17 protein-coding genes are annotated in these 18,314 nt (G+C 71.4%); 7 read left to right on the top strand and 10 right to left on the bottom strand.

The window, feature by feature from the left end:
• Nucleotides 1–364 (top strand): VOC family protein (locus tag C4U03_RS38310; protein ID WP_200827760.1); only part of this gene is annotated, 364 nt, incomplete at its 5' end.
• Nucleotides 365–631: 267 nt separating this feature from the next.
• Here C4U03_RS38310 and C4U03_RS38305 read toward each other — a convergent pair.
• Genes C4U03_RS38305 through C4U03_RS38265 form a run of 9 tightly spaced genes read right to left on the bottom strand, consistent with a single transcriptional unit; the run spans nt 632 to nt 11,095 of the window.
• Nucleotides 632–2,086 carry an FAD-dependent oxidoreductase gene (locus C4U03_RS38305; RefSeq protein ID WP_103944700.1) on the bottom strand — a complete coding sequence of 485 codons (1,455 nt, stop codon included), beginning with the start codon at nt 2,084–2,086 and terminating at the stop codon, nt 632–634.
• A gap of 36 nt (nt 2,087–2,122) precedes the next feature.
• The gene (locus tag C4U03_RS38300) at nt 2,123–3,670 is read right to left on the bottom strand and encodes an FAD-dependent oxidoreductase (protein ID WP_235018383.1); all 1,548 of its coding nucleotides are present in this window, start codon (nt 3,668–3,670) and stop codon (nt 2,123–2,125) included.
• Nucleotides 3,671–3,708: 38 nt separating this feature from the next.
• On the bottom strand, nt 3,709–4,614 hold the full coding sequence (locus tag C4U03_RS38295; RefSeq protein WP_235018382.1) for an aldo/keto reductase: 906 nt from the start codon (nt 4,612–4,614) through the stop codon (nt 3,709–3,711).
• The gene (locus C4U03_RS38290) at nt 4,593–5,318 is read right to left on the bottom strand and encodes an SDR family NAD(P)-dependent oxidoreductase (RefSeq protein ID WP_103944705.1); all 726 of its coding nucleotides are present in this window, start codon (nt 5,316–5,318) and stop codon (nt 4,593–4,595) included. Before C4U03_RS38290 ends, C4U03_RS38295 begins: the two co-directional genes overlap by 22 nt.
• A gap of 51 nt (nt 5,319–5,369) precedes the next feature.
• Nucleotides 5,370–6,563, bottom strand: coding sequence for a flavin reductase (locus C4U03_RS38285; protein ID WP_103944698.1), 1,194 nt, complete (start codon nt 6,561–6,563; stop codon nt 5,370–5,372).
• The gene (locus tag C4U03_RS38280; RefSeq protein WP_103944697.1) at nt 6,560–7,912 is read right to left on the bottom strand and encodes an LLM class flavin-dependent oxidoreductase; all 1,353 of its coding nucleotides are present in this window, start codon (nt 7,910–7,912) and stop codon (nt 6,560–6,562) included. Before C4U03_RS38280 ends, C4U03_RS38285 begins: the two co-directional genes overlap by 4 nt.
• Nucleotides 7,913–7,945: 33 nt before the next feature.
• Nucleotides 7,946–9,097: an acetyl-CoA C-acetyltransferase gene (locus tag C4U03_RS38275; RefSeq protein WP_103944696.1), complete on the bottom strand. Its 1,152-nt coding sequence runs from the start codon at nt 9,095–9,097 to the stop codon at nt 7,946–7,948.
• A 19-nt stretch (nt 9,098–9,116) separates the two neighbouring features.
• On the bottom strand, nt 9,117–9,920 hold the full coding sequence (locus C4U03_RS38270) for an SDR family oxidoreductase (protein WP_103944695.1): 804 nt from the start codon (nt 9,918–9,920) through the stop codon (nt 9,117–9,119).
• A complete protein-coding gene (locus tag C4U03_RS38265) occupies nt 9,917–11,095 on the bottom strand; it encodes an acyl-CoA dehydrogenase family protein (protein WP_103944694.1) in 1,179 nt (392 codons plus the stop codon). The genes C4U03_RS38270 and C4U03_RS38265 overlap by 4 nt, the downstream gene beginning before the upstream one ends.
• Before the next feature lie 86 nt (nt 11,096–11,181).
• Between C4U03_RS38265 and C4U03_RS38260 the strand changes: the two genes are divergently transcribed.
• The 4 genes from C4U03_RS38260 to C4U03_RS38245 are packed head-to-tail and all read left to right on the top strand — an operon-like array spanning nt 11,182 to nt 15,392.
• On the top strand, nt 11,182–12,114 hold the full coding sequence (locus C4U03_RS38260; RefSeq protein ID WP_235018381.1) for an enoyl-CoA hydratase: 933 nt from the start codon (nt 11,182–11,184) through the stop codon (nt 12,112–12,114).
• Nucleotides 12,111–13,274: an acyl-CoA dehydrogenase family protein gene (locus tag C4U03_RS38255; protein ID WP_103944692.1), complete on the top strand. Its 1,164-nt coding sequence runs from the start codon at nt 12,111–12,113 to the stop codon at nt 13,272–13,274. The genes C4U03_RS38260 and C4U03_RS38255 overlap by 4 nt, the downstream gene beginning before the upstream one ends.
• The gene (locus C4U03_RS38250; protein WP_103944691.1) at nt 13,271–14,257 is read left to right on the top strand and encodes an acyl-CoA dehydrogenase family protein; all 987 of its coding nucleotides are present in this window, start codon (nt 13,271–13,273) and stop codon (nt 14,255–14,257) included. The genes C4U03_RS38255 and C4U03_RS38250 overlap by 4 nt, the downstream gene beginning before the upstream one ends.
• 10 nt (nt 14,258–14,267) lie before the next feature.
• Nucleotides 14,268–15,392, top strand: a complete 1,125-nt coding sequence (locus C4U03_RS38245) for an acyl-CoA dehydrogenase family protein (protein WP_103944690.1) — start codon at nt 14,268–14,270, stop codon at nt 15,390–15,392.
• A gap of 36 nt (nt 15,393–15,428) precedes the next feature.
• On the opposite strand, the gene C4U03_RS38240 is transcribed toward C4U03_RS38245, so the two are convergent.
• Nucleotides 15,429–16,553 carry an NAD(P)H-dependent flavin oxidoreductase gene (locus tag C4U03_RS38240; RefSeq protein WP_103944689.1) on the bottom strand — a complete coding sequence of 375 codons (1,125 nt, stop codon included), beginning with the start codon at nt 16,551–16,553 and terminating at the stop codon, nt 15,429–15,431.
• Between the two features lie 122 nt (nt 16,554–16,675).
• Here C4U03_RS38240 and C4U03_RS38235 point away from each other — a divergent pair, with 122 nt between their 5' ends.
• Together C4U03_RS38235 and C4U03_RS38230 are read left to right on the top strand one after the other, a co-directional pair.
• Complete coding sequence (locus tag C4U03_RS38235; protein WP_103944704.1) at nt 16,676–17,542, top strand: CoA transferase subunit A; 867 nt, start codon at nt 16,676–16,678, stop codon at nt 17,540–17,542.
• Nucleotides 17,543–17,544: 2 nt separating this feature from the next.
• Entirely contained in the window at nt 17,545–18,300 is a 756-nt protein-coding gene (locus C4U03_RS38230) for a CoA-transferase subunit beta (RefSeq protein WP_235018379.1), read from the top strand.
• Nucleotides 18,301–18,314 lie beyond the last annotated feature (14 nt).

Here is an 18,314-nt window from a genome sequence, read left to right as displayed (position 1 = left end):
CCGCTTCATGGGCGTCAACCAGCGCCACCACAGCCTGGCCGTCGTCCCCGCCCCGCACGACGGCGACCCCGGCCTGGTCCACCTGATGGTCGAGGTCGACACCCTCGACGCAGTCGGCCGCGCGCTGGACAACGTCACCCGGCTGGGCTTTTCCATCTCCTCCACACTGGGCCGCCACACCAACGACAAGATGATCTCCTTCTACGTGCGCGCCCCCGGCGGCTGGGACATCGAGTACGGCACCGACGGCATGCTCGTCGACGAGACCTACTACACCGCCGAAGAAATCACCGCCGACAGCTACTGGGGCCACGACTGGTCCGGCTCCGAGCCGCTGGCCGCGTTCACCCCGCCCGAGAAGTAACACCGCCCGAGTCGGCGGACTCAGCCGATCCGACCAGCTCTCATGGATACGAGGAGACGGCACCCGCCAGTACGGATGCCGTTTCCTCGTGTCCGTTCTCTGCGCCCGCCCCTCGCCTGCTGCCCGGTGTCACGACAAGACTGAGCGGCTGTCGGTGCAGCTCGCAGACGACCCTGCCATGCTCCACGTCCACGAGATGCCATGCCGCTGAGCGGGCATGGGCGAATGCTCGCCGGAGCTTGCCGGAGACGGCGATCGCGATCGCCGTCAGCGGGCCGCCGCGGACCGGCCGGCGCAGCGGCCGAAGAAGGTGCCGTCGCCCAGCGACGTACCGCTGCAGTAGCCCCACGAGGGGATGCCGCTGGTCGTCCGGCCGGCGGCGAACAGTCCGGGTACCGGAGCGCCGTCGATGTCGAGGGCCTCCCCCTGTGGCGAGGTGTGCAGGCCGCCGAGGGTGAAGATCCCGAATGCCGCGTCCCTCAGGTCCAGCACTCCGTACGGCGGGGTGATCGGCCTGAGCCATCGTGCCGACTTGTGGAACAGCGGATCCTCGCCCTTCTCGGCGTTCGCGTTGTACATCTCGACGGTGCCGGCCAGCACGCCCGGGGCGATCCTCATTCGCCTCTCGAGCTCGGCGAGATCGTCCGACACCCAGGTCGGGTCGGCCGCGCGGCCGCCGGTTCGCTGCAGTTCCTCGTTGATCGCCTCGTCGTAGAGAATGAACACCTTGCGGTTCTGTTGGAACAACGCGGCCTGCCCCACACGCCCGGGATAGGTGTCCTCGTTGATGAACCGGCGCCCGTGCACGTCCAGGAGCAGGGACCTGAAGAGCAGCGCGGGATCGGCGGGGAAGGCGGCCTGTGCGGCCTCCATGTGCCGGACCGCCGCGCCGACCGCCTGGCCCATCCGAATGGCGCCGCCGTCATCGTGGTCGGTGCCGACCAGCCAGTTGCCGAGCAGCCGCGGCGAGTGCTGGGCGAGCATCACCGGATTCGCCCCGAAGCCGCCGGCTGCGAGAACGACCCCGCGCCGGGCCCGTAGGAAGACCCGCTCGCCGAACGTGACGGCTCCGACTCCGACGACGCGGTCGCCGTCGACCACCAGCCGCTCGGTCCGGGTGCCGTAGCGGACCATGACCCCGGACCGCTCCGCGGTCGAGACCAGATGACTCATCAGCATCCATCCCGCCGACCGCTCCCCCGGCCTCTTGTCCTCCATGTGCACGATGTGGCCGCGCGGTGCGGGGGGCACCAGATCGGCGAACGGGTGGGCGTTCTCGCCTCCGGTGTACATCAGCCCGTAACCGGTCGGGGCCTCCCAGCACGGCTCCGTCCACAATCCGGACTTGAACGGAACACCACAGCCGACGAGCCAGTCGAAGTGTTCCAGGCTCCCCTCGCAGTAAAGGGCGAGCTTGTCCTCGTGGGGACCCGGTCCGGTGGCGAGCTTGAGGAAGTCGTACATCGCCTCCGGGGTGTCCTGGATGCCGCAGGCCTTCTGGACGGGGGTCCCTCCGCCGAGGTAGATCTCGCCGCCGGACATGGCCGAGGCCCCGCCCCAGCCGCCCGCGGCGTCCACGACCAGCACCTCGGCTCCTGCTCTGGCCGCCTCGATCGAGGCACTCGCACCGGCGCATCCGAAACCCACGACGATCACGTCGGTCTCGGCCGCCCAGTCGCGAACCTGTGACGCGGGCACCGGAGCCGTCCTCGTCGTGTTCACTCGCGTTCCTCCCTGGTCACGATGGTCCGGTATCCGTTATCGGGGCAGCAGGTGCCTGGCGGCCCGGTAGCCGAAGACCATGCCCGAGCCGAGGGGGGTACCGGGGCCCGGATAGACGTGCCCCGCTACGGAGGCGGCCGAGTTGCCCGCCGCGTACAGGCCGGGGATCGGGGTCCCCGACTCGTCCAGCACCCGGGCGTCGACGTCGATCCGCGCGCCGCCCTTGGTGCCGAGGTCGCCGAGCACGATCTGGACGGCGTGGAACGGGCCGCGGTCGATGGGGATCAGGCACGGGTTCGGTCCGTCGCCGGCGGCGAAGAAGCGGTCGAACGGGTCCTCTCCCCGGTGGAAGTCGGCGTCCGCCCCGGATTCCACGAAACCGTTGAACCGTTCGACGGTGCGTTCCAGCGCGTCCGCGGAGACCTTGATCAGGTCGGCGAGTTCCGCCAGGGTACCGGCGGTGCGCCACAGGCCCGCCTCGCGGAATGCCGCCGGGTCCGGCACCGGCTGGCAGATCGCCGGGATGTTGTCGAACCTGTCGTCGAACACGAACCAGGCCGGGATGTGGGAGACGCCGGTGGCGTGGCCGCGGCGGATCTCGTGGCCCATCCGATCGTAGGGCAGGGACTCGTTGGCGAACCGCTCACCCGCTGCGTTGACCAGGATCCCGCCCCGTAGGCCGAGCGTGAACGCGGCACGCCCGTTCGGGAACAGCGTCGCCGGGCACCACCACGCCTCGTCCATCAGATCCACCGCCGCGCCGACGGCTTGCACCGCCGCGAGGGCGTCCCCGGTGTTCGAGCCGGGTGCGGCCGAGGTCCACTGCCCGCCGGGTAGGTCGTGGTGGAGTGCGCGCAGTTCGTCGTCGCATTCGAATCCGCCCGCGGCGAGCACTACCCCGCGTTCGGCCCGGATGCGCGTGGCCGTTCCACCCGTCTCGGCGACGACGCCGGTCACCCGTCCGTCCTCGACGATCAGCGACCGCATCCGCGCACCGGTGCGCAGGTCCGCTCTGCCCGTCGCGTCGAGGGCGAGCAGGAACCGACCGATGAGTGCCTGGCCGCCGGTGAGGACTTCGCGGTCCTGCACGACGCCGTACTGGTCGGGCGCGATGGGCGGGCGGAGCTGCATGAGCCTGGCTCCGAGGTCGGCGGCCGGCAGCGGGGTGGGGAAGATGCCCCGCCCGTTCTCCAGCCGGCCGGGTGCCTCGAAGTAGTCCGGGAACGGCATGTGCTTGAACTGCAGTACGGGATCGCACTCGAGGAACTCCACCAGCTCGGGGCCGGTGGACAGATAGGCCTCCTGCAGGGCGGCGGGCGTGCGGTCCCCGACGACGGCCCTGAAGTAGGTCATCCCAAGTTCGGCGCTGTCGGTCCGCCCCGCACGGTGCAGGGCCTGGTTGCCCGGAAGCCAGATGCAGGCCCCCGAGTAGGCGCTGGTGCCGCCGAAGAACTCCGTCTTCTCCAGCACGAGGGTGCGCAGCCCGCCGGCCGCAGCAGTGTAGGCGGCCGCCAGGGCGGCTCCGCCGGAACCGACGACGACCACGTCCACCGCCTCGTCGGGGTGCTCCTGGACTGTGGACAACTGTCTCTCCTTCGTCTCCGGGGGATGGGGCGGAGTCGTCATGCGGACCGGGGCGTCCGGTCCAGCCGTTGGAGTTCTTCGGGTGTGAGGTCGAGGTCGGTGGCGGCCAGCGAGTCGAGGATGGACTCGGGCCGGCTCGCGCCCGGGATCGGGATGATCGCCGGGGACCTGTGCATCTGCCAGGCCAGGGCGATCCGCTGGGGGCTCACCCCGCGGGCGGCCGCCACGTCGCCGAAGGCCCCGAACGCCGATCCCAGGTCCTTGGCCCCGCGCATACCACCCAACGGCCCCCAGGACAGGAAGGCCAGGCCGAGGTCTTCGCACAGCTCAATGACGGGCTCGCCGTCCCTGGCGCGGGGCGAGTACTCGTTCTCGACCGCCACCAGGGCCGGACCGAGGATCTCGTGGGCCAGCCTGACCTGCTCCACGCTCACGTTGGAGATGCCCACTCGCTGCACGAGCCCCTTGTCGTACAACTCCTTCAGCCCGCCCATGCTCTCCGCATAGGGGATCTTGGGGTCGGGGCGATGGTGCAGGTACAGCGGAAGGGTCTCCAAGCCGAGCCGGCGCAGGGACGCCTCGCAGGCGCGGCGCAGATACTCGGGCCGGCCGTCGATCGACCACGTGTCGGTGTCGAAGAACCGCACGTGGCCTCCCTTGGTGGCCACCACGACGCGCTCGGTAGAGCCGGGGTAGCGCCGCAGCGCCTCGGCGACCGCGAGCTCGTTCACGCCGTAGTCGCCGCCCGCCGGGCCGTACACGTCGGCGGTGTCGATCAGGGTGACGCCCGCGTCCAGGGCGGCGTGCACGGTCCGGACGCCGCGTTCGGCGTCGTAGCCGGGCACCTGGGTCAGGGTCATCGCCCCCAGCCCGATCGCGGAGACCTCCAGATCCCCGATCCGGCGGGTCGCGCCGTGGCCGATCACTTGCCCACCGCCGTCCACCCGCCGTCCACCGGCATCCGCACACCCGTCGAGAACGTGGCGTCGAGCAGCAGGAACTCGATCGCGGCGGCCATCTCGTCCGGGGTGCACAGCCGGCCCAGCGGCATCCGCGCCTCGGTCGCCGACAGGTCGTACCCCTGATCGACCATCTCCTGGACCATCGGGGTCAGGGTGTGTCCCGGGGCGACCGCGTTGACCCGGACGCCGAGGGGGGCCCACTCGATCGCCAGGTTCTGGGTGAGCTGCTCGACGGCGGCCTTGGCGACACCGTAGTCGGCCTGGTTGGCCCATCCCCCGTAGGCCGTCGTCGAGGAGATCGTCACGATGGACCCGCCGTTGGTGGCATCGTCCGCCAGCAGCCCGGCGACGAGCGACCGCGCGGTGACCAGCGTCCCGACCAGGTGAACGTCGAGCACCCGCCGATAGGCGTCCAGATTCAGCTCCAGGGCCGGTTTGAACTCACCGCGGATGCCGTGACAGGTCACCAACCGTGTCGGTGTTCCCGCCGTCCGCGCGGCCTCGGCCAGGGCCGCCCGAACGTCCGGTTCACGGGTCACGTCGACCTGGAACGCCTGCGGCCCGTCGTCCGGCGGCGGCTGCATGTCCAGCACCGTCACGGCCAGGCCCCGCTTCATCAGACGCCGTACGACCGCCAGGCCGATGCCGCTGCTGCCTCCGGTGACGACCGCGTGTTCCCTGGTCATGGCGACCATCTCCCTCATCAAGCATGGACCCGCCTGTCGCGGGCCGATCGTTCATGGCCGGCGGGCGTCCGGTGCCCGACCGCCGATCGCCGCGGTGACCGCGTCGGCGGCCTGGGCCAGACGGTCCCGCCATGCGGCGATCTGCTCGACGCCCGCCTGCGGGGGCATTCCGAACAGGGCCAGGACCTGCACCACGCTGCCGTCCGGGCCGTAGACCGGGGCGCCCAGCAGCCGCACGTCGTGGAGTTCGTCGCCGGCCAGCTCCTGGGGCTCGTAGTGGCCCTTCAGCCGTTCCAGCAACGCGCCCATGCGGCGTTCCAACCCGGGGGTACGGGGCGCTGTGGAGAACTGGTCGATCTCGTCCCAGACCTCGTCGTGCTCGGGAGCCCGCAGCGCGATGGACCATCGACGGTCCGCCACCCGCTGGAGCATCCCCCGGTAGTGGTCGCGGTCCTCGTCGGTCAGCGGCAGGTTGCGCCGCGACAGCCAGGCGTCGACCGCCTCCTGACCACGGCCTGCGACGAACAACGCCCCGTACGGCGGGGCGAACGGCATCCTGCGGCCGATGTGCCCGCGCACCGTGCTCCGCTGCGTTCCCGAACCGGCGACGATGACGAGCTCGTCCGCCACGATGCCCTGGGCGTAGCACTCCAGTTCCAGCTCGGCCGAGATCCGCTCCATGTGCTCCCGGGCGGCGTCCGCCAGCCGGATGTGGTTCAGCAGGTCGCCCTCGTAGGGCGCGACGAGCGCCCCCGGCGAGAACGCGCCGTACCCGCCCTGGAAGAACAGCAGTGGAGGCGTCGGGTTCAGAATCCCCAGATCGCGGACCCGGCCGAGCACGATGAAGTGGTCACCGGCCTCGTGGACGTCGTCGAAGTCGCAGTCGATCCAGGCGACCGCCTCCTCCAGCACGGGTGCACCCGACGGGGCGGCCCGCCAGGCCACGCCGGCGAACTTGTCGCCGGTCTTGGCGGCGAACTGCCGGCAGACCTGTTCCTGGTCGGCGGCGAGCACATTGACGCAGAACGAGGAGGCGGTGCGCAGTTGCGCGAAGCTGTTGGACGTCCGGCTCGGCAGGAAGGCCACCAGCGGCGGATCCAGCGACACGGAGGTGAACGAGCCGACCACCATCCCGACCGGCGCCCCGCTCTCGGAGATCGCGGTGATGACGACGACTCCGGTCGGATAGTGGCCGAGGACCTCGCGGAACCGCCGTGCGTCGAACGACTCCGCCGGGCCGGTCACTTGGACTCCGCCATGGACGGGCCGTTCCCGTGAACGGGCTCGGGCGCCGGAGCGCCGAGGTGCTCGCGCAGGGTGCTCCCCGTGTACTCCTTGCGGAACAGTCCTCGGTCCTGCAGTCGCGGGACGACCTCCTCCACGAAGTCCTCCAGTCCTCTGGGCAGGTCGGCGGGCATCAGGTTGAAGCCGTCCGCGGCCTCCTCGGTGAACCAGGTGGCCAGTTCATCGGCGATCTGGTCCGGGGTCCCGACGATGGAGCGGTGGCCGGTGCTGAGCCCGATCCGCTGCGCCACCTGGCGCAGCGTCAGCCCCTCCTCCTCGGCCATCGCCATGAACAGCCGGGGCCGGGAGACGCTGGCATGCGGCGGCAGGAGGTCGCGGACGTCGGGGAACGGCTCGTCGAGGTCGTAGACGGTGAAGTCGATCCCGCCGAACATCTGCTGCATGAAGGCCAGCGTCGCCTCCGGGCGCACCAGGTCTCCGAGCTCCCGGGCCAGGTCCCGGGCCTCCTGAACGGTCCGGCCGACGATCGGGGTGACGCCCGGCATGACGGCGACCGCGAACGGGTCGCGTCCCTTGGCGGTCACCAGTTCCCGCATCCGGTCGACGAACGCCCTGGCGTCCTTGATGTCGAACTGCGTGGTGAACACCATGTCGGCGAACCGGGCTGCCAGGTTCATGCCGGTCGGTGAGGATCCGGCCTGCACCAGCAGCGGCCATCCCTGCGGCGGCCGGGGGATGGTCAGCGGACCGCGGACGGTGAAATGCCCGCCCTCGTGGTCGAGCCGCCGAATCCGGGCGAGGTCGGCGTACACACCGGCCTCCCGGTCCAGCACGATCGCGTCCTCCTGCCAGCCGTCCCACAGCCGGGTGACCACTTCCACGAACTCCTCGGCCCGCTCGTAGCGGGCCTCGTGCTCGGGCAGTTCGGCGGAGCCGTAGTTGCCGGCCGCCGCGGCGATCGCGGTGGTGACGATGTTCCAGCCGGCCCGGCCGCCGCTCAGGTGGTCGAGGGTGGCGAACTGACGGGCCACGGTGAACGGCTGGTTGTACGTCGTGGAGCTGGTCCCCACCAGCCCGATGCGCGAGGTCACCGCCGACAGCGCGGACAGGACGGCGATGGGGTCGGGTCGTTCGGTGGCGTCGGAGCCGATCGACGTGCTCAGGTTGAGGGCGTCGGCGATGAACACCGCGTCGAGTTTGCCCTCCTCGGCCACCTGGGCGACCCGCGCCCAGTGGCCGAGGGTGTGGACCTTGTCGGGTTCCGTTCGCGGGGACCGCCACACCGACTGTGCCGCGCCCAGCCCCTGTGCGAAGACCGCGAGGTGCATCTGACGGCCGGTGTCGTTCATGGTCTCTCCTGTCTCGGCATGTGCGGATGGTGGTCAGAGGCGTTCGATGACGGTGACGTTGGCCTGGCCGCCGCCTTCGCACATGGTCTGGAGGGCGTAGCGTCCGCCGCGGCGTTCCAGTTCGTGCAGCATCGTCGTCATCAGCCGGGCCCCGGTGGCCCCGATGGGGTGGCCCAGGGCGATCCCGCCGCCGTTGACGTTGACCCGGTCCAGGTCGGCTCCGGTCTCCTTGGCCCAGGCGAGCACGACCGACGCGAACGCCTCGTTCACCTCGATGAGGTCGAAGTCGTCGATCGACATGCCGGTCCGCTCGAGGGCGTGCTGTGTCGCCGGGATCGGGCCGGTCAGCATCCACACCGGGTCGTCGCCGCGCACCGAGATGTGGTGGATCCGGGCGCGGGGCGTCAGGCCGAGGTCGGCGACGGCCCGTTCGGAGGCGACCAGCAGCGCGGCCGCGCCGTCGCTGATCTGGCTGGCGAGGGCCGCGGTGAGCCGTCCGCCCTCGCGGAGCGGCTGGAGTGCGGCCATCTTCTCCAGGCTGGTGTCGCGGCGTGGCCCCTCGTCGGCGGAGATGCCGCCGATCGGCGTGATCTCCTTGGCGAACCTGCCCTCGTCGGTCGCCGTGATGGCCCGGCGGTGGCTGCGGAGCGCGAACTCCTCCATCTCCTCCCGGGAGATGTCCCACTTGTCGGCGATCATCTCGGCGGCCCGGAACTGGGAGACCTCCTGGTCCCCGTAGCGGGCGAGCCATCCCGGCGACTCGGCGAACGGGGTGGTGAAGCCGAACTGCTCTCCCACCGCCATCGCGGTCGAGATCGGGATCGCCGACATGTTCTGTACTCCGCCGGCGACGATGAGGTCGGCGGTGCCGGACAGCACGCCCTGCGCGGCGAAGTGCACCGCCTGCTGGGCCGATCCGCACTGCCGGTCGACGGTCACGCCGGGCACATGGTCGGGCATCCCGGCCACCAGCCAGGCGGTACGGGCGATGTCGCCGGCCTGCGAGCCGACGGTGTCGGTGCAGCCGAAGATCACGTCATCGACCCGGCCCGGGTCGATGCCGCTGCGGTCGACGAGGGCGGAGATGACGTGGGCGCCCAGGTCCGCGGAGTGGATGCCGGCGAGCGCGCCGCCCCGGCGGCCGACGGGCGTGCGGGCCGCCTCGATGATGTAGGCCTCGGCCATGTGGAGTCTCCTTCGCGGATCAGGGGTGCTGGCTGCTCACCGACACGACCTCGCCGGTGAGGTAGGAGGAGTAGTCGCTGGCCAGGAAGACCATGACGTTGGCGACCTCCCACGGTTCGGCGGCCCGCCCGAACGCCTCCCCGGCCTTCAGTTCCGCCAGGAACTCCGCCGTGGTGACCTTGGCCAGGAACGGGTGCATGGCCAGGCTCGGCGAGACGGCGTTCACCCGGATTCCGTACGGGGCCAGGTCCATGGCGGCGGATCGGGTGAGCGCCATGACGCCCGCCTTGGCTGCGGCGTAGTGGGCCTGGCCCTCCTGGGCGCGCCATCCGATGACCGAGGCGTTGTTGACGATGACGCCCTTGCGGCCCGCCTCGACCATCCGTCTGCCCACTGCGCGGATGCAGCGGAACGTGCCGGTGAGGGTGATGTCGAGGACCCTGTTCCACTGCTCGTCGGTCATGTCGAGGAGGGACACGGTGCCGCCCAGCCCAGCGTTGTTGATCATGACGTCCACCCCGCCGAACGGTTCGGCCGCCTCCAGCAGCGCCGCCACCTGCGACTCGTCGGTGACGTCGCAGAGGACGGCGGCCACCCGGTCGGTGCCGAACTCCTCGCCGAGCGCTTTCCCCGCCTCGGCGAGCCTGCGTTCGTGCGTGTCACCGAGGACGACGGCGCGGGCCCCCTCCTCCAGGCAGCGCCGGACGGCGGCCGAGCCGATGCCGGCCCCGGCGGCGGCGGTGACGACCACGGTGCGGTCCTCCAGCAGTCGGTGGCCGGGAACGTAGGCAGGGGCGGGCTGTTCGGTCTTGGGGGTGGTCACGGCCGGGCCTCCCTGGGCAGGCCGAGCACACGCTCGGCGAGGATGTTCCGCTGGATCTCGTTCGAGCCGCCGTAGATGGTGTCGGAGCGGCTGTAGAGGAACAGGCGCTGCAGGTCGTCCAGCTCGTACGGCGACGCCTGGACGACCAGCGACGGCGCCCCCGCGACCTGCATGGCCAGTTCACCAAGGCCGCGGTGCCAGTTGGCCCAGACCAGCTTGGACACCGAGGCCTGCGCCGGCCCGGTGGAGGCGTCCCCCGCCAGGGTGCGCAGGGCGTGCAGCCGCATCGCCTCCAGGCCCATCCGGGCGTGCGCGATGCGGTCGCAGATCACCGGGTCGTCGATGGCGCCGTTGCGGCGGGCGAGGTCGATCACGGCGTCGAGTTCCCGGGCGAAGCCGATCTGCTGTCCCACGGTGGAGATGCCGCGCTCGAACCCGAGGGTCGCCATGGCGACCTTCCAGCCGTCGCCAGGGGTCCCGACGACGAGGGACGCCTCGGTGCGGGCGCCGTCGAAGTACACCTCGTTGAACTCCGACGTCCCGGTGAGCTGGGTGATGGGCCGGACCTCGACGCCGTCCTGGCGCATGGGGACCAGCAGGTACGACAGGCCGTCATGGCGGCGGGAGCCGGGAACGGTGCGGGCCACGACGAAGCACCAGTCCGCGTGGTGCGCCAGCGACGTCCACACCTTCTGGCCGTCGATGATCCACTCATCCCCGTCGAGCCGTGCCCGGGTCGCCACCGAGGCCAGGTCGGAGCCCGCACCGGGCTCGGAGTACCCCTGGCACCACAGTTCCCGGACCGCGACGATCTCGGGCAGGAACCGACGCCGCTGCTCCGGGCTGCCGAACGCGATCAGCGTCGGTCCCAGCAGTTCCTCGCCGAGGTGGTTGACCCGTGCGGGGGCGTTCGCGCGTGCGTACTCCTCGTGGAAGATGATCTGGCGCGCCAGACTCAACCCGCGTCCGCCGTGTTCGGTCGGCCAGCCGAGGCAGGTCCAGCCGTGGGCACCGAGGTATCGGTCCCACTCCAGCCGCTCGTCGAAGGCCTGGTTCTCCCGGCCGGGACCGCCCAGCCCGCGCAGCTCGGCGAAGTCGCCGGACAGGTGCGCGGCGAGCCAGTCCCGGACCTCGAGCCGGAACGCCTCGTCGGCCGCCGAGTACGTCAGGTCCACATCCGTCCTCCGCCGTGCGTGTCCGATGAACAGGGGTTGCGACGGTCCGTCGCGCGCTGCACGATAGCAAATCAAACATTTGTTAGGTGAGTCGGCGCAAGACCGTTGACCGCTCACCGGACGATCAGCGGGAGAAGATGATGAGCAGCGCGGAGACCTCCGCCGAGGAGCAGGTGGTCACCTACGAGCGGCGCGGCACGGTCGCGTTCGTGACCCTCAACCGGCCCGAGTACCGCAACGCACAGAACTCCAAGGTCACCTACGCCCTCGACGCCGCGTTCACCCGCGCGGTCGACGACGACGAGGTGAAGGTGATCGTGCTGGCCGGGAACGGGAAGCACTTCTGCGCCGGTCACGACATCGGCAGCCCCGGCCGCGACATCGACGAGTCGTTCGAGCGCAAGGCCGTGATCTGGTGGGACCACACCCGCAAGCAGGGCGTGGACCGGCGGCTGGCCCGCGAGGCCGAGGTCTACCTGGGCATGTGCCGCCGGTGGCGGGAGATCCCCAAGCCCATGATCGCCATGGTGCAGGGGGCGTGCATCGCCGGCGGGCTCATGCTGGCCTGGTCCTGCGACTTCATCGTGGCCTCCGAGGACGCGTTCTTCGCCGACCCCGTGGTGCGGATGGGGATCCCCGGGGTCGAGTACTTCGCCCACCCGTGGGTGATGAACCCGCGGGCCGCTCGGGAGTTCCTCTACACCGGCGACCGCGTCCCGGCGCGCCGCGCCCATGAGCTCGGCATGGTCAACCACGTGGTGCCCCACCAGGAGCTGGAGCAGGCGACCCTGGCGATCGCCGAGCGGATCAGCCAGATGCCGAGCTTCGGGCTGGCGCTGACCAAGAAGGCGATCAACCAGGCCGAGGACCTGCAGGGCATGCGGGCCGGGATGGACTCGGTGTTCGGCCTGCACCACGCCGCACACGCGCACAACGCCGAGGTGGGCGTCGACTCGCTGGCCGGGATGGACGCCCGCAGCATGCGCGACTCGTCGGCGCGGCCGGAGAACGCCCGATGAACCTCGACCTGGACGACCGCGCCCGGGCGTTCCGGGACGAGGCCCGCGCCTGGCTGCACGAGCACGTTCCGAGGACGCCCCTGCCGAACATGGACACGGCCGAGGGCTTCGAGGCGCACCGTGAGTGGGAGGCGACCCTGGCGGCGGACCGGTGGTCGGTCGTGTCGTGGCCGGCCGACTACCTCGGCCGGGACGCCTCGCTGCTGGAGTGGGTCCTGTTCGAGGAGGAGTACTACCGGGCGGGTGCACCGGCCCGCGTGGCACAGAACGGCATCTCGCTGCTCGCGCCGATCCTCTTCGAGTACGGCACCGACGAGCAGAAGGAACGGTATCTGCGCCCCATGGCCGACGGCACCGAGATCTGGGCGCAGGCCTGGTCCGAGCCCGAGGCCGGCAGCGACCTGGCGGCGTTGCGCAGCACCGCCGTCCGCGACGACACCTGTGGCGGCTGGATCCTCAACGGCCAGAAGACCTGGAGCTCAAGGGCCGCGTTCGCGCACCGGGGGTTCGGGCTGTTCCGGTCCGACCCGTCGGCCGAGCGGCACCGGGGGCTGACGTACTTCCTGTTCCCGCTGGACGCCGACGGCGTCACCGTCCGCCCGATCCACAAGCTCGACGGGCATCCGGGGTTCGCGGAGATCCTCTTCGAGGACGTCTTCGTGCCGGACTCCGACGTCCTCGGGGCGCCCGGCGACGGCTGGCGGGTGGCGATGAGCACCGCGGGCAACGAGCGCGGACTGTCCCTGCGTTCTCCCGGCCGTTTCTGCGCGGCGGCGGACCAGCTTCTGGATCTGTGGCGGGAACGCGGCGACGGGTCGCCTGCCCTGGGCGAGCGCGTCGCCGACGCCTGGATCGCCGCCCAGGCCTACCGCCTCTACACGTTCGGCACCGTCACCCGGCTCGCCGAGGGCGGCAGCGTCGGCGCGGACGGCAGCGTCAACAAGATCTTCTGGTCGGAGCTGGACGTGCGGCTGCACGAGACGGCCCTGGACCTGCTCGGTCCCGAGGCCGAGCTGCGGGACGCGGGCGCGGCCGCCGGCGGCGCGTGGATGGACGGTTATCTCTTCTCGCTCTCCGGCCCCATCTACGCGGGCACCAATGAGATCCAGCGGAACATCGTGGCCGAGCGGCTGCTCGGCCTGCCGAGAGGAAACCGATGAGGTTCGCCCTGAGCAACGAGCAGCGGGGCTTCGCGCAGGCGCTGGACGACCTGCTCGGCGACGCGCAGGTGCCCGCCGTGTCGCGGAGCTGGGCCGACGGCGACGCCGCCACGGGCCTGGAGCTGTGGAAGCGGCTGGCCGACCTGGGGGTCACCGCGCTGTGCGTGCCCGAATCCCACGGCGGCCTGGCGGCCGAGCCCGCCGACATGGTGGTCGCATTCGAGGCCCTGGGGCGCCACCTGGCGCCCGGTCCGTACATCGAGTCGGCGGTGCTGGCCCCCGCCCTGCTCACGGCCGCGGGCGGCGGGCCGTCGCTGGACGAGGTGGCGAGCGGGAGCGCCATCGTGACCGCCGCCGCGCCGCCCATGACCCCGTTCGCCCTCGACGCCGACGTGGCCGACCACGTGCTGCTCGTCGACGGCACGACGCTCCGCGCGGCGCAGGCCGGAGAGCCGCGCACCTCCGTCGACCGGTCCCGCAGGCTGTTCGAGGCGCGTCCAGGGGAGCCTCTGGGCTCCGTGGATCCTGTCCAGGTCGGGCGGGCGTTCGACGCCGCCACCTTGGCCTGCTCGGCCCAGTTGCTCGGTGCCGGAGAGCACGTGCTGGCCACCTCGGTGGAGTACGCCAGGTCACGTTGGCAGTTCGGCCGGGCCATCGGCGAGTACCAGGCGGTCAAGCACGCCCTGGCCGACGTCCGGGTGGCCCTCGACTTCGCCCGCCCGCTCGTGTACGGCGCGGCCGTCGCGCTCGGCGACGACGGCGCCGACGCCTCCCGTGACGTGTCGGCGGCCAAGGCCGCAGCGTCGGCGGCGGCCTACCGCGCCTCCCGCACCGCGCTCCAGACGCACGGGGCGATCGGCTACACCGAGGAGTACGACCTCGGACTGTGGATCACGAAGATCCGCGCCCTCACCACCGCCTGGGGCACGGTGGGATTCCATCGTGCCCGGGTGCTCGACGCCGTCACCGCCGCATCCGCATGAGGAGCGTTCCGTGCACTTCGCGCTGAGCGAGGAACAGACCGAACTCGACGCCACCGTCCGAGCCCTGCTGGAGCGGCGCGGCGACAGCGAGTCAGTCCGCCGGGCGGCGCAGAGCGCGCCCGGTTACGACACCGCGCTGTGGTCGACGCTCTGCGAGCAGATCGGGGCGGCGGCACTGGCCGTCCCGGAGGAGTACGGCGGCGCGGGGTTCTCCCTGTTCGAGACGCACGTGGTCCTGGAGAGGCTCGGGTACGCGCTGACCCCCTCGCCGCTCCTGGGCTCTGGAGTGCTGGGGGCGCAGGCGCTCCTGCGGTCGGGGAACGCCGACGCCTGCGCACGGCTGCTGCCCGGCATCGCGGCCGGAACGACGCTGGCCGCACTCGCCTGGGCCTCGGCCGACGGGCGCTGGCACCTCGACCGTTCCGACGTGCGGGCCACGGACGCCGGGGCGGGAGAGGCGCGGCTGACCGGGTCGGCGCACCTGGTGCTCGACGGCACGACCGCCGACGTTCTGCTGGTCGTGGCCGTACGGGACGCGGGCACGGTCGAGCTGTACGAGGTCGATTCCGCCGCGGAGGGAGTCCACCGCGAGCCCATGACGGGCCTGGACATCACACTGCGGTTCGCCCGGATCGACCTGGACTCGGCTCCCGGGCGGCTGCTCTGCGAGGGCGCCGCCGGCCTGCTCGGCGAGCTGTACGACGTGGCCGCCGTCGCCGTCACCGCGCTTCAGGTGGGGGCGGCCCAGCGCGGCCTGGACATGACGGTGGCGTACGCCAAGGAGCGGGTGCAGTTCGGCCGCCCGATCGGCTCCTTCCAGGCGCTCAAGCACCGGATGGCCGACATGCTGGTGCACGTGGAGACGTCCCGCACCCTGTCCTGGGCGGCGGCCTGGTCGGCCGCCCAGGGTTCGGCGAACCTCCGGGAGCGCGCGGCGACGGCGAAGGCGTGGTGCTCCGACGCGCTCAACGCGGTCGCCGCGGAGACCGTCCAGTTGCACGGCGGCATCGCCATCACCTGGGAGCACGACGCACACCTGCTGTTCAAGCGGGCGCACGCCACGTCCCAGCTCTTCGGGCAGCCGCACGAGCAGCGCAGACGGCTGCTGGGGCACCTGCGCCTGGCCGCCCGCTGACCGTTCGGGGCGGCCTTGGCCGCCCCGAACGGTGCCCTAGCGTCCGCCGTGTTCGAGGCGCTCCAGGATCTCGGTGGCCTCGGCGACGATCCGGGAGATCAGCTCCCGGCAGCTCGGCAGGTCGTCGATCAGGCCGACGACCTGTCCGGTGGCCATGACCCCGATGTCGGGGCGGCCGTCCAGCAGCGCGGTGCGGTACAGCATGGGGGCGTTCGCCGCCATCACGACCTGGCTCCAGCTCAGGTCGTGCCGCTTCTTCATGGCCAGGCCCTCGCGGACGATGTCGCTCCACGGGGTGCCCGACATCTTCTGGAAGGCGACGGCGTTGCGGACCGCCCGCAACAGGCGCCCGAGGGCGGAGCCGCGTTCGAGCTGGTCGATGGTGCGCCCGCGGACCACCCGCTGGGGAACACCGTCGATCTGCCGGGTGAGGACCGTGTCGTCGACGGACTTGGTCAGGTACTCCTCCTTGACCGCCTGCGCCACCGGCGAGTCCGACGTCAACAGGAAGCGGGTGCCCATCGCGATGCCGTCGGCGCCGTAGGCCAGCGCCGCCACCAGACCGCGCCCGTCGAAGAAACCGCCGGCGCCCAGGACGACGATGTCGGCCGCGTCCCGGGCCTGAGGCAACAGCAGGCTGGTCGGAATCTGGCCGGTGTGCCCGCCGCCCTCACCGCCCTGGACGATGACCGCGTCGGCGCCCCAGGCCGCCACCTTCTCGACGTGCCGGCGCGCGCCGGTGGACGGCATGACGACCAGCCCGCCGTCCTTGCACCGCTTGATCAGGTCCTCGCGCGGCGCCAGGGCGAACGAGGCGACCTTCACCTTCCTGCGGATCAGCAGGTCGACGCGCTTGACCACATCGGGCTGGTCGGCGCGGATGTTGACGCCGAACGGCCGGTCGGTGAGCGACTGCACGGTGTCGATGGCCTGCGCCAATTCCTCGTAGGACAGCAGCCCCGCGCTGAGGATGCCGAGCCCTCCCGCGTTGGCGGTGGCCGCGGTCAGGCCGGCGTCCGAGACGTACCCCATGCCGGTCTGGACGATCGGATACTCGACACCGAACAACTCCGTCGCCCGGGTCCTTAGCGCGGGGTGCCGCGCGCCTTCCGGCCGCGTCCCGCCGGAAGCCGGATCCGCTGTGCTGGCCTGCTGGGTCACTGCACTCTTCCCTCTCTAACAAATGTTTGTTTAACTACTGTCCGACGAGTATGCGGGAGGCGGCGCGCCCCGGCAAGGGCGCCCGTCACCGAGGAGGAGTGACCTCATTGAGCGACAAGACGATGTCCCTGGAGGACTTCGCCGCGACGATCGAGTCGGGGATGACCATCGGCATCGGTGGCTGGGGCTCGCGCCGTAAACCCATGGCGCTGGTGCGTGCGCTGCTGCGCACGGACGTGCGGGACCTCACGGTGGTCAGTCTGGGCGGGCCCGACGTCGGGCTGCTGTGCGCAGCCGGGAAGGTGCGCAGGCTGGTCTACGGCTTCGTCTCACTGGACAGCATCGCCCTGGACCCGCACTTCCGCGCGGCCCGCCAGAACGGCGCGATCGAGACCGCCGAGTACGACGAGGGCATGTTCGTGGCCGGGCTTCAGGCGGCGGCACAGCGGCTGTCGTTCCTGCCCACGCGGGCCGGCCTGGCCTCTGACGTCCTGACCATGAACCCCAGCCTGCGCACCGTCGCCTCGCCCTACGACGACGAGGAGTACGTCGCGATGCCCGCGCTGCGGATGGACGTCGCGCTGATCCACCTCAACCGGGCGGACGCCGCGGGCAACGGGCAGTACCTCGGGCCCGACCCCTACTTCGACGACCTCTACGCGATGGCGGCCGACCGCTGCTACCTCAGCTGCGAGGAGATCGTTCCGACCGACCGGCTGCTCAAGGACGCTCCCGTCCAGTCCCTGCTCGTCAGGCGCATGTACGTCACCGGCGTGATCGAGGCGCCGCAGGGCGCCCACTTCACGTCCTGCGTCCCCGACTATGACCGTGACGAGACCTTCCAGAAGGAGTACGCCGCAGCCGCGAAGGATCCCGGCGCCTGGCGGCGCTTCGAGGAGACGTACCTGCGCGGCGACGAGAGCGGGTACCACGCCGCCGTCGCCGGCCGGCAGGCCGCCCAGTCCGGCACCGACGTGAGGAGTGTGTGACCGTGGAGTTCACCAGGGCCGAAGTGTGCATCGTCGCCGCGTCCGAATCCTGGCGCGGCGCGGGCGAGGTGCTGGCGCACGCCGTCGGGATCGTTCCGGCCGTCAGCGCCCGGCTGGCCCGCCTCACCCACTCCCCCGACCTCGTGCTGTCCGACGGGGAGGCGTTCTTCATGAGCGAGCCCCCGCCGCTGGGAGGGACGGCGGCGGACGGCGGGGTGATCGAGGCGTGGGTGCCGTTCCGGAGCATCTTCGACGTGCTGCAGTCCGGCAGACGGCAGAGCATGATGGGCGCGAGCCAGATCGACCGGTACGGCAACCAGAACATCTCCGCCATCGGTGACTGGCGGCGCCCCAAGCGGCAGCTCATCGGGGTCCGCGGCGCGCCGGGCAACACCGTCAACCACCGGACGGACTACTGGGTACCCGGCCATTCCCCCAAGGTCTTCGTGGAGCGCGTCGACATCGTCTCCGGCGTCGGCAACGACCGGGCGCGGGCAGGCGGAAGCACGGCCCAGCGGTTCCACGACCTGGGCGTCGTCATCACCGACCTCGCCGTCCTGGACTACGACCCCGAGGGCCACCTGCGCATCAAGTCGGTCCATCCGGGCGTCACCGTCGAGCAGGTCCAGCAGCAGACCGGGTTCCCCATCGACGGGACGGACGCGACCGAGACCCGCACGCCGACCCCCGAGGAGCTGCGGCTGATCCGCGAGGTCATCGATCCGAAGTCGCTGCGTTCCCGCGAGGTGGCCGGCTGACCGGGGGCGGCGGA

It is taken from the genome of Thermomonospora echinospora, from assembly GCF_900108175.1.
Classification (GTDB): Bacteria; Actinomycetota; Actinomycetes; order Streptosporangiales; family Streptosporangiaceae; genus Thermomonospora; species Thermomonospora echinospora.
The sequence above is the reverse complement of the archived record's forward strand: the minus strand, read 5'-3'. Positions and strand labels throughout refer to the sequence as shown.

Excerpts from the sequence above, each read along its gene's own strand:
- C4U03_RS38255 (WP_103944692.1), top strand. The coding sequence starts at position 12,111 with ATGAACCTCGACCTGGACGACCGCGCCCGGGCGTTCCGGGACGAGGCC.
- C4U03_RS38290 (WP_103944705.1), bottom strand. The coding sequence starts at position 5,318 with ATGACCAGGGAACACGCGGTCGTCACCGGAGGCAGCAGCGGCATCGGC.
- C4U03_RS38250 (WP_103944691.1), top strand. The coding sequence starts at position 13,271 with ATGAGGTTCGCCCTGAGCAACGAGCAGCGGGGCTTCGCGCAGGCGCTG.
- C4U03_RS38275 (WP_103944696.1), bottom strand. The coding sequence starts at position 9,097 with ATGGCCGAGGCCTACATCATCGAGGCGGCCCGCACGCCCGTCGGCCGC.
- C4U03_RS38235 (WP_103944704.1), top strand. The coding sequence starts at position 16,676 with ATGTCCCTGGAGGACTTCGCCGCGACGATCGAGTCGGGGATGACCATC.
- C4U03_RS38280 (WP_103944697.1), bottom strand. The coding sequence starts at position 7,912 with ATGAACGACACCGGCCGTCAGATGCACCTCGCGGTCTTCGCACAGGGG.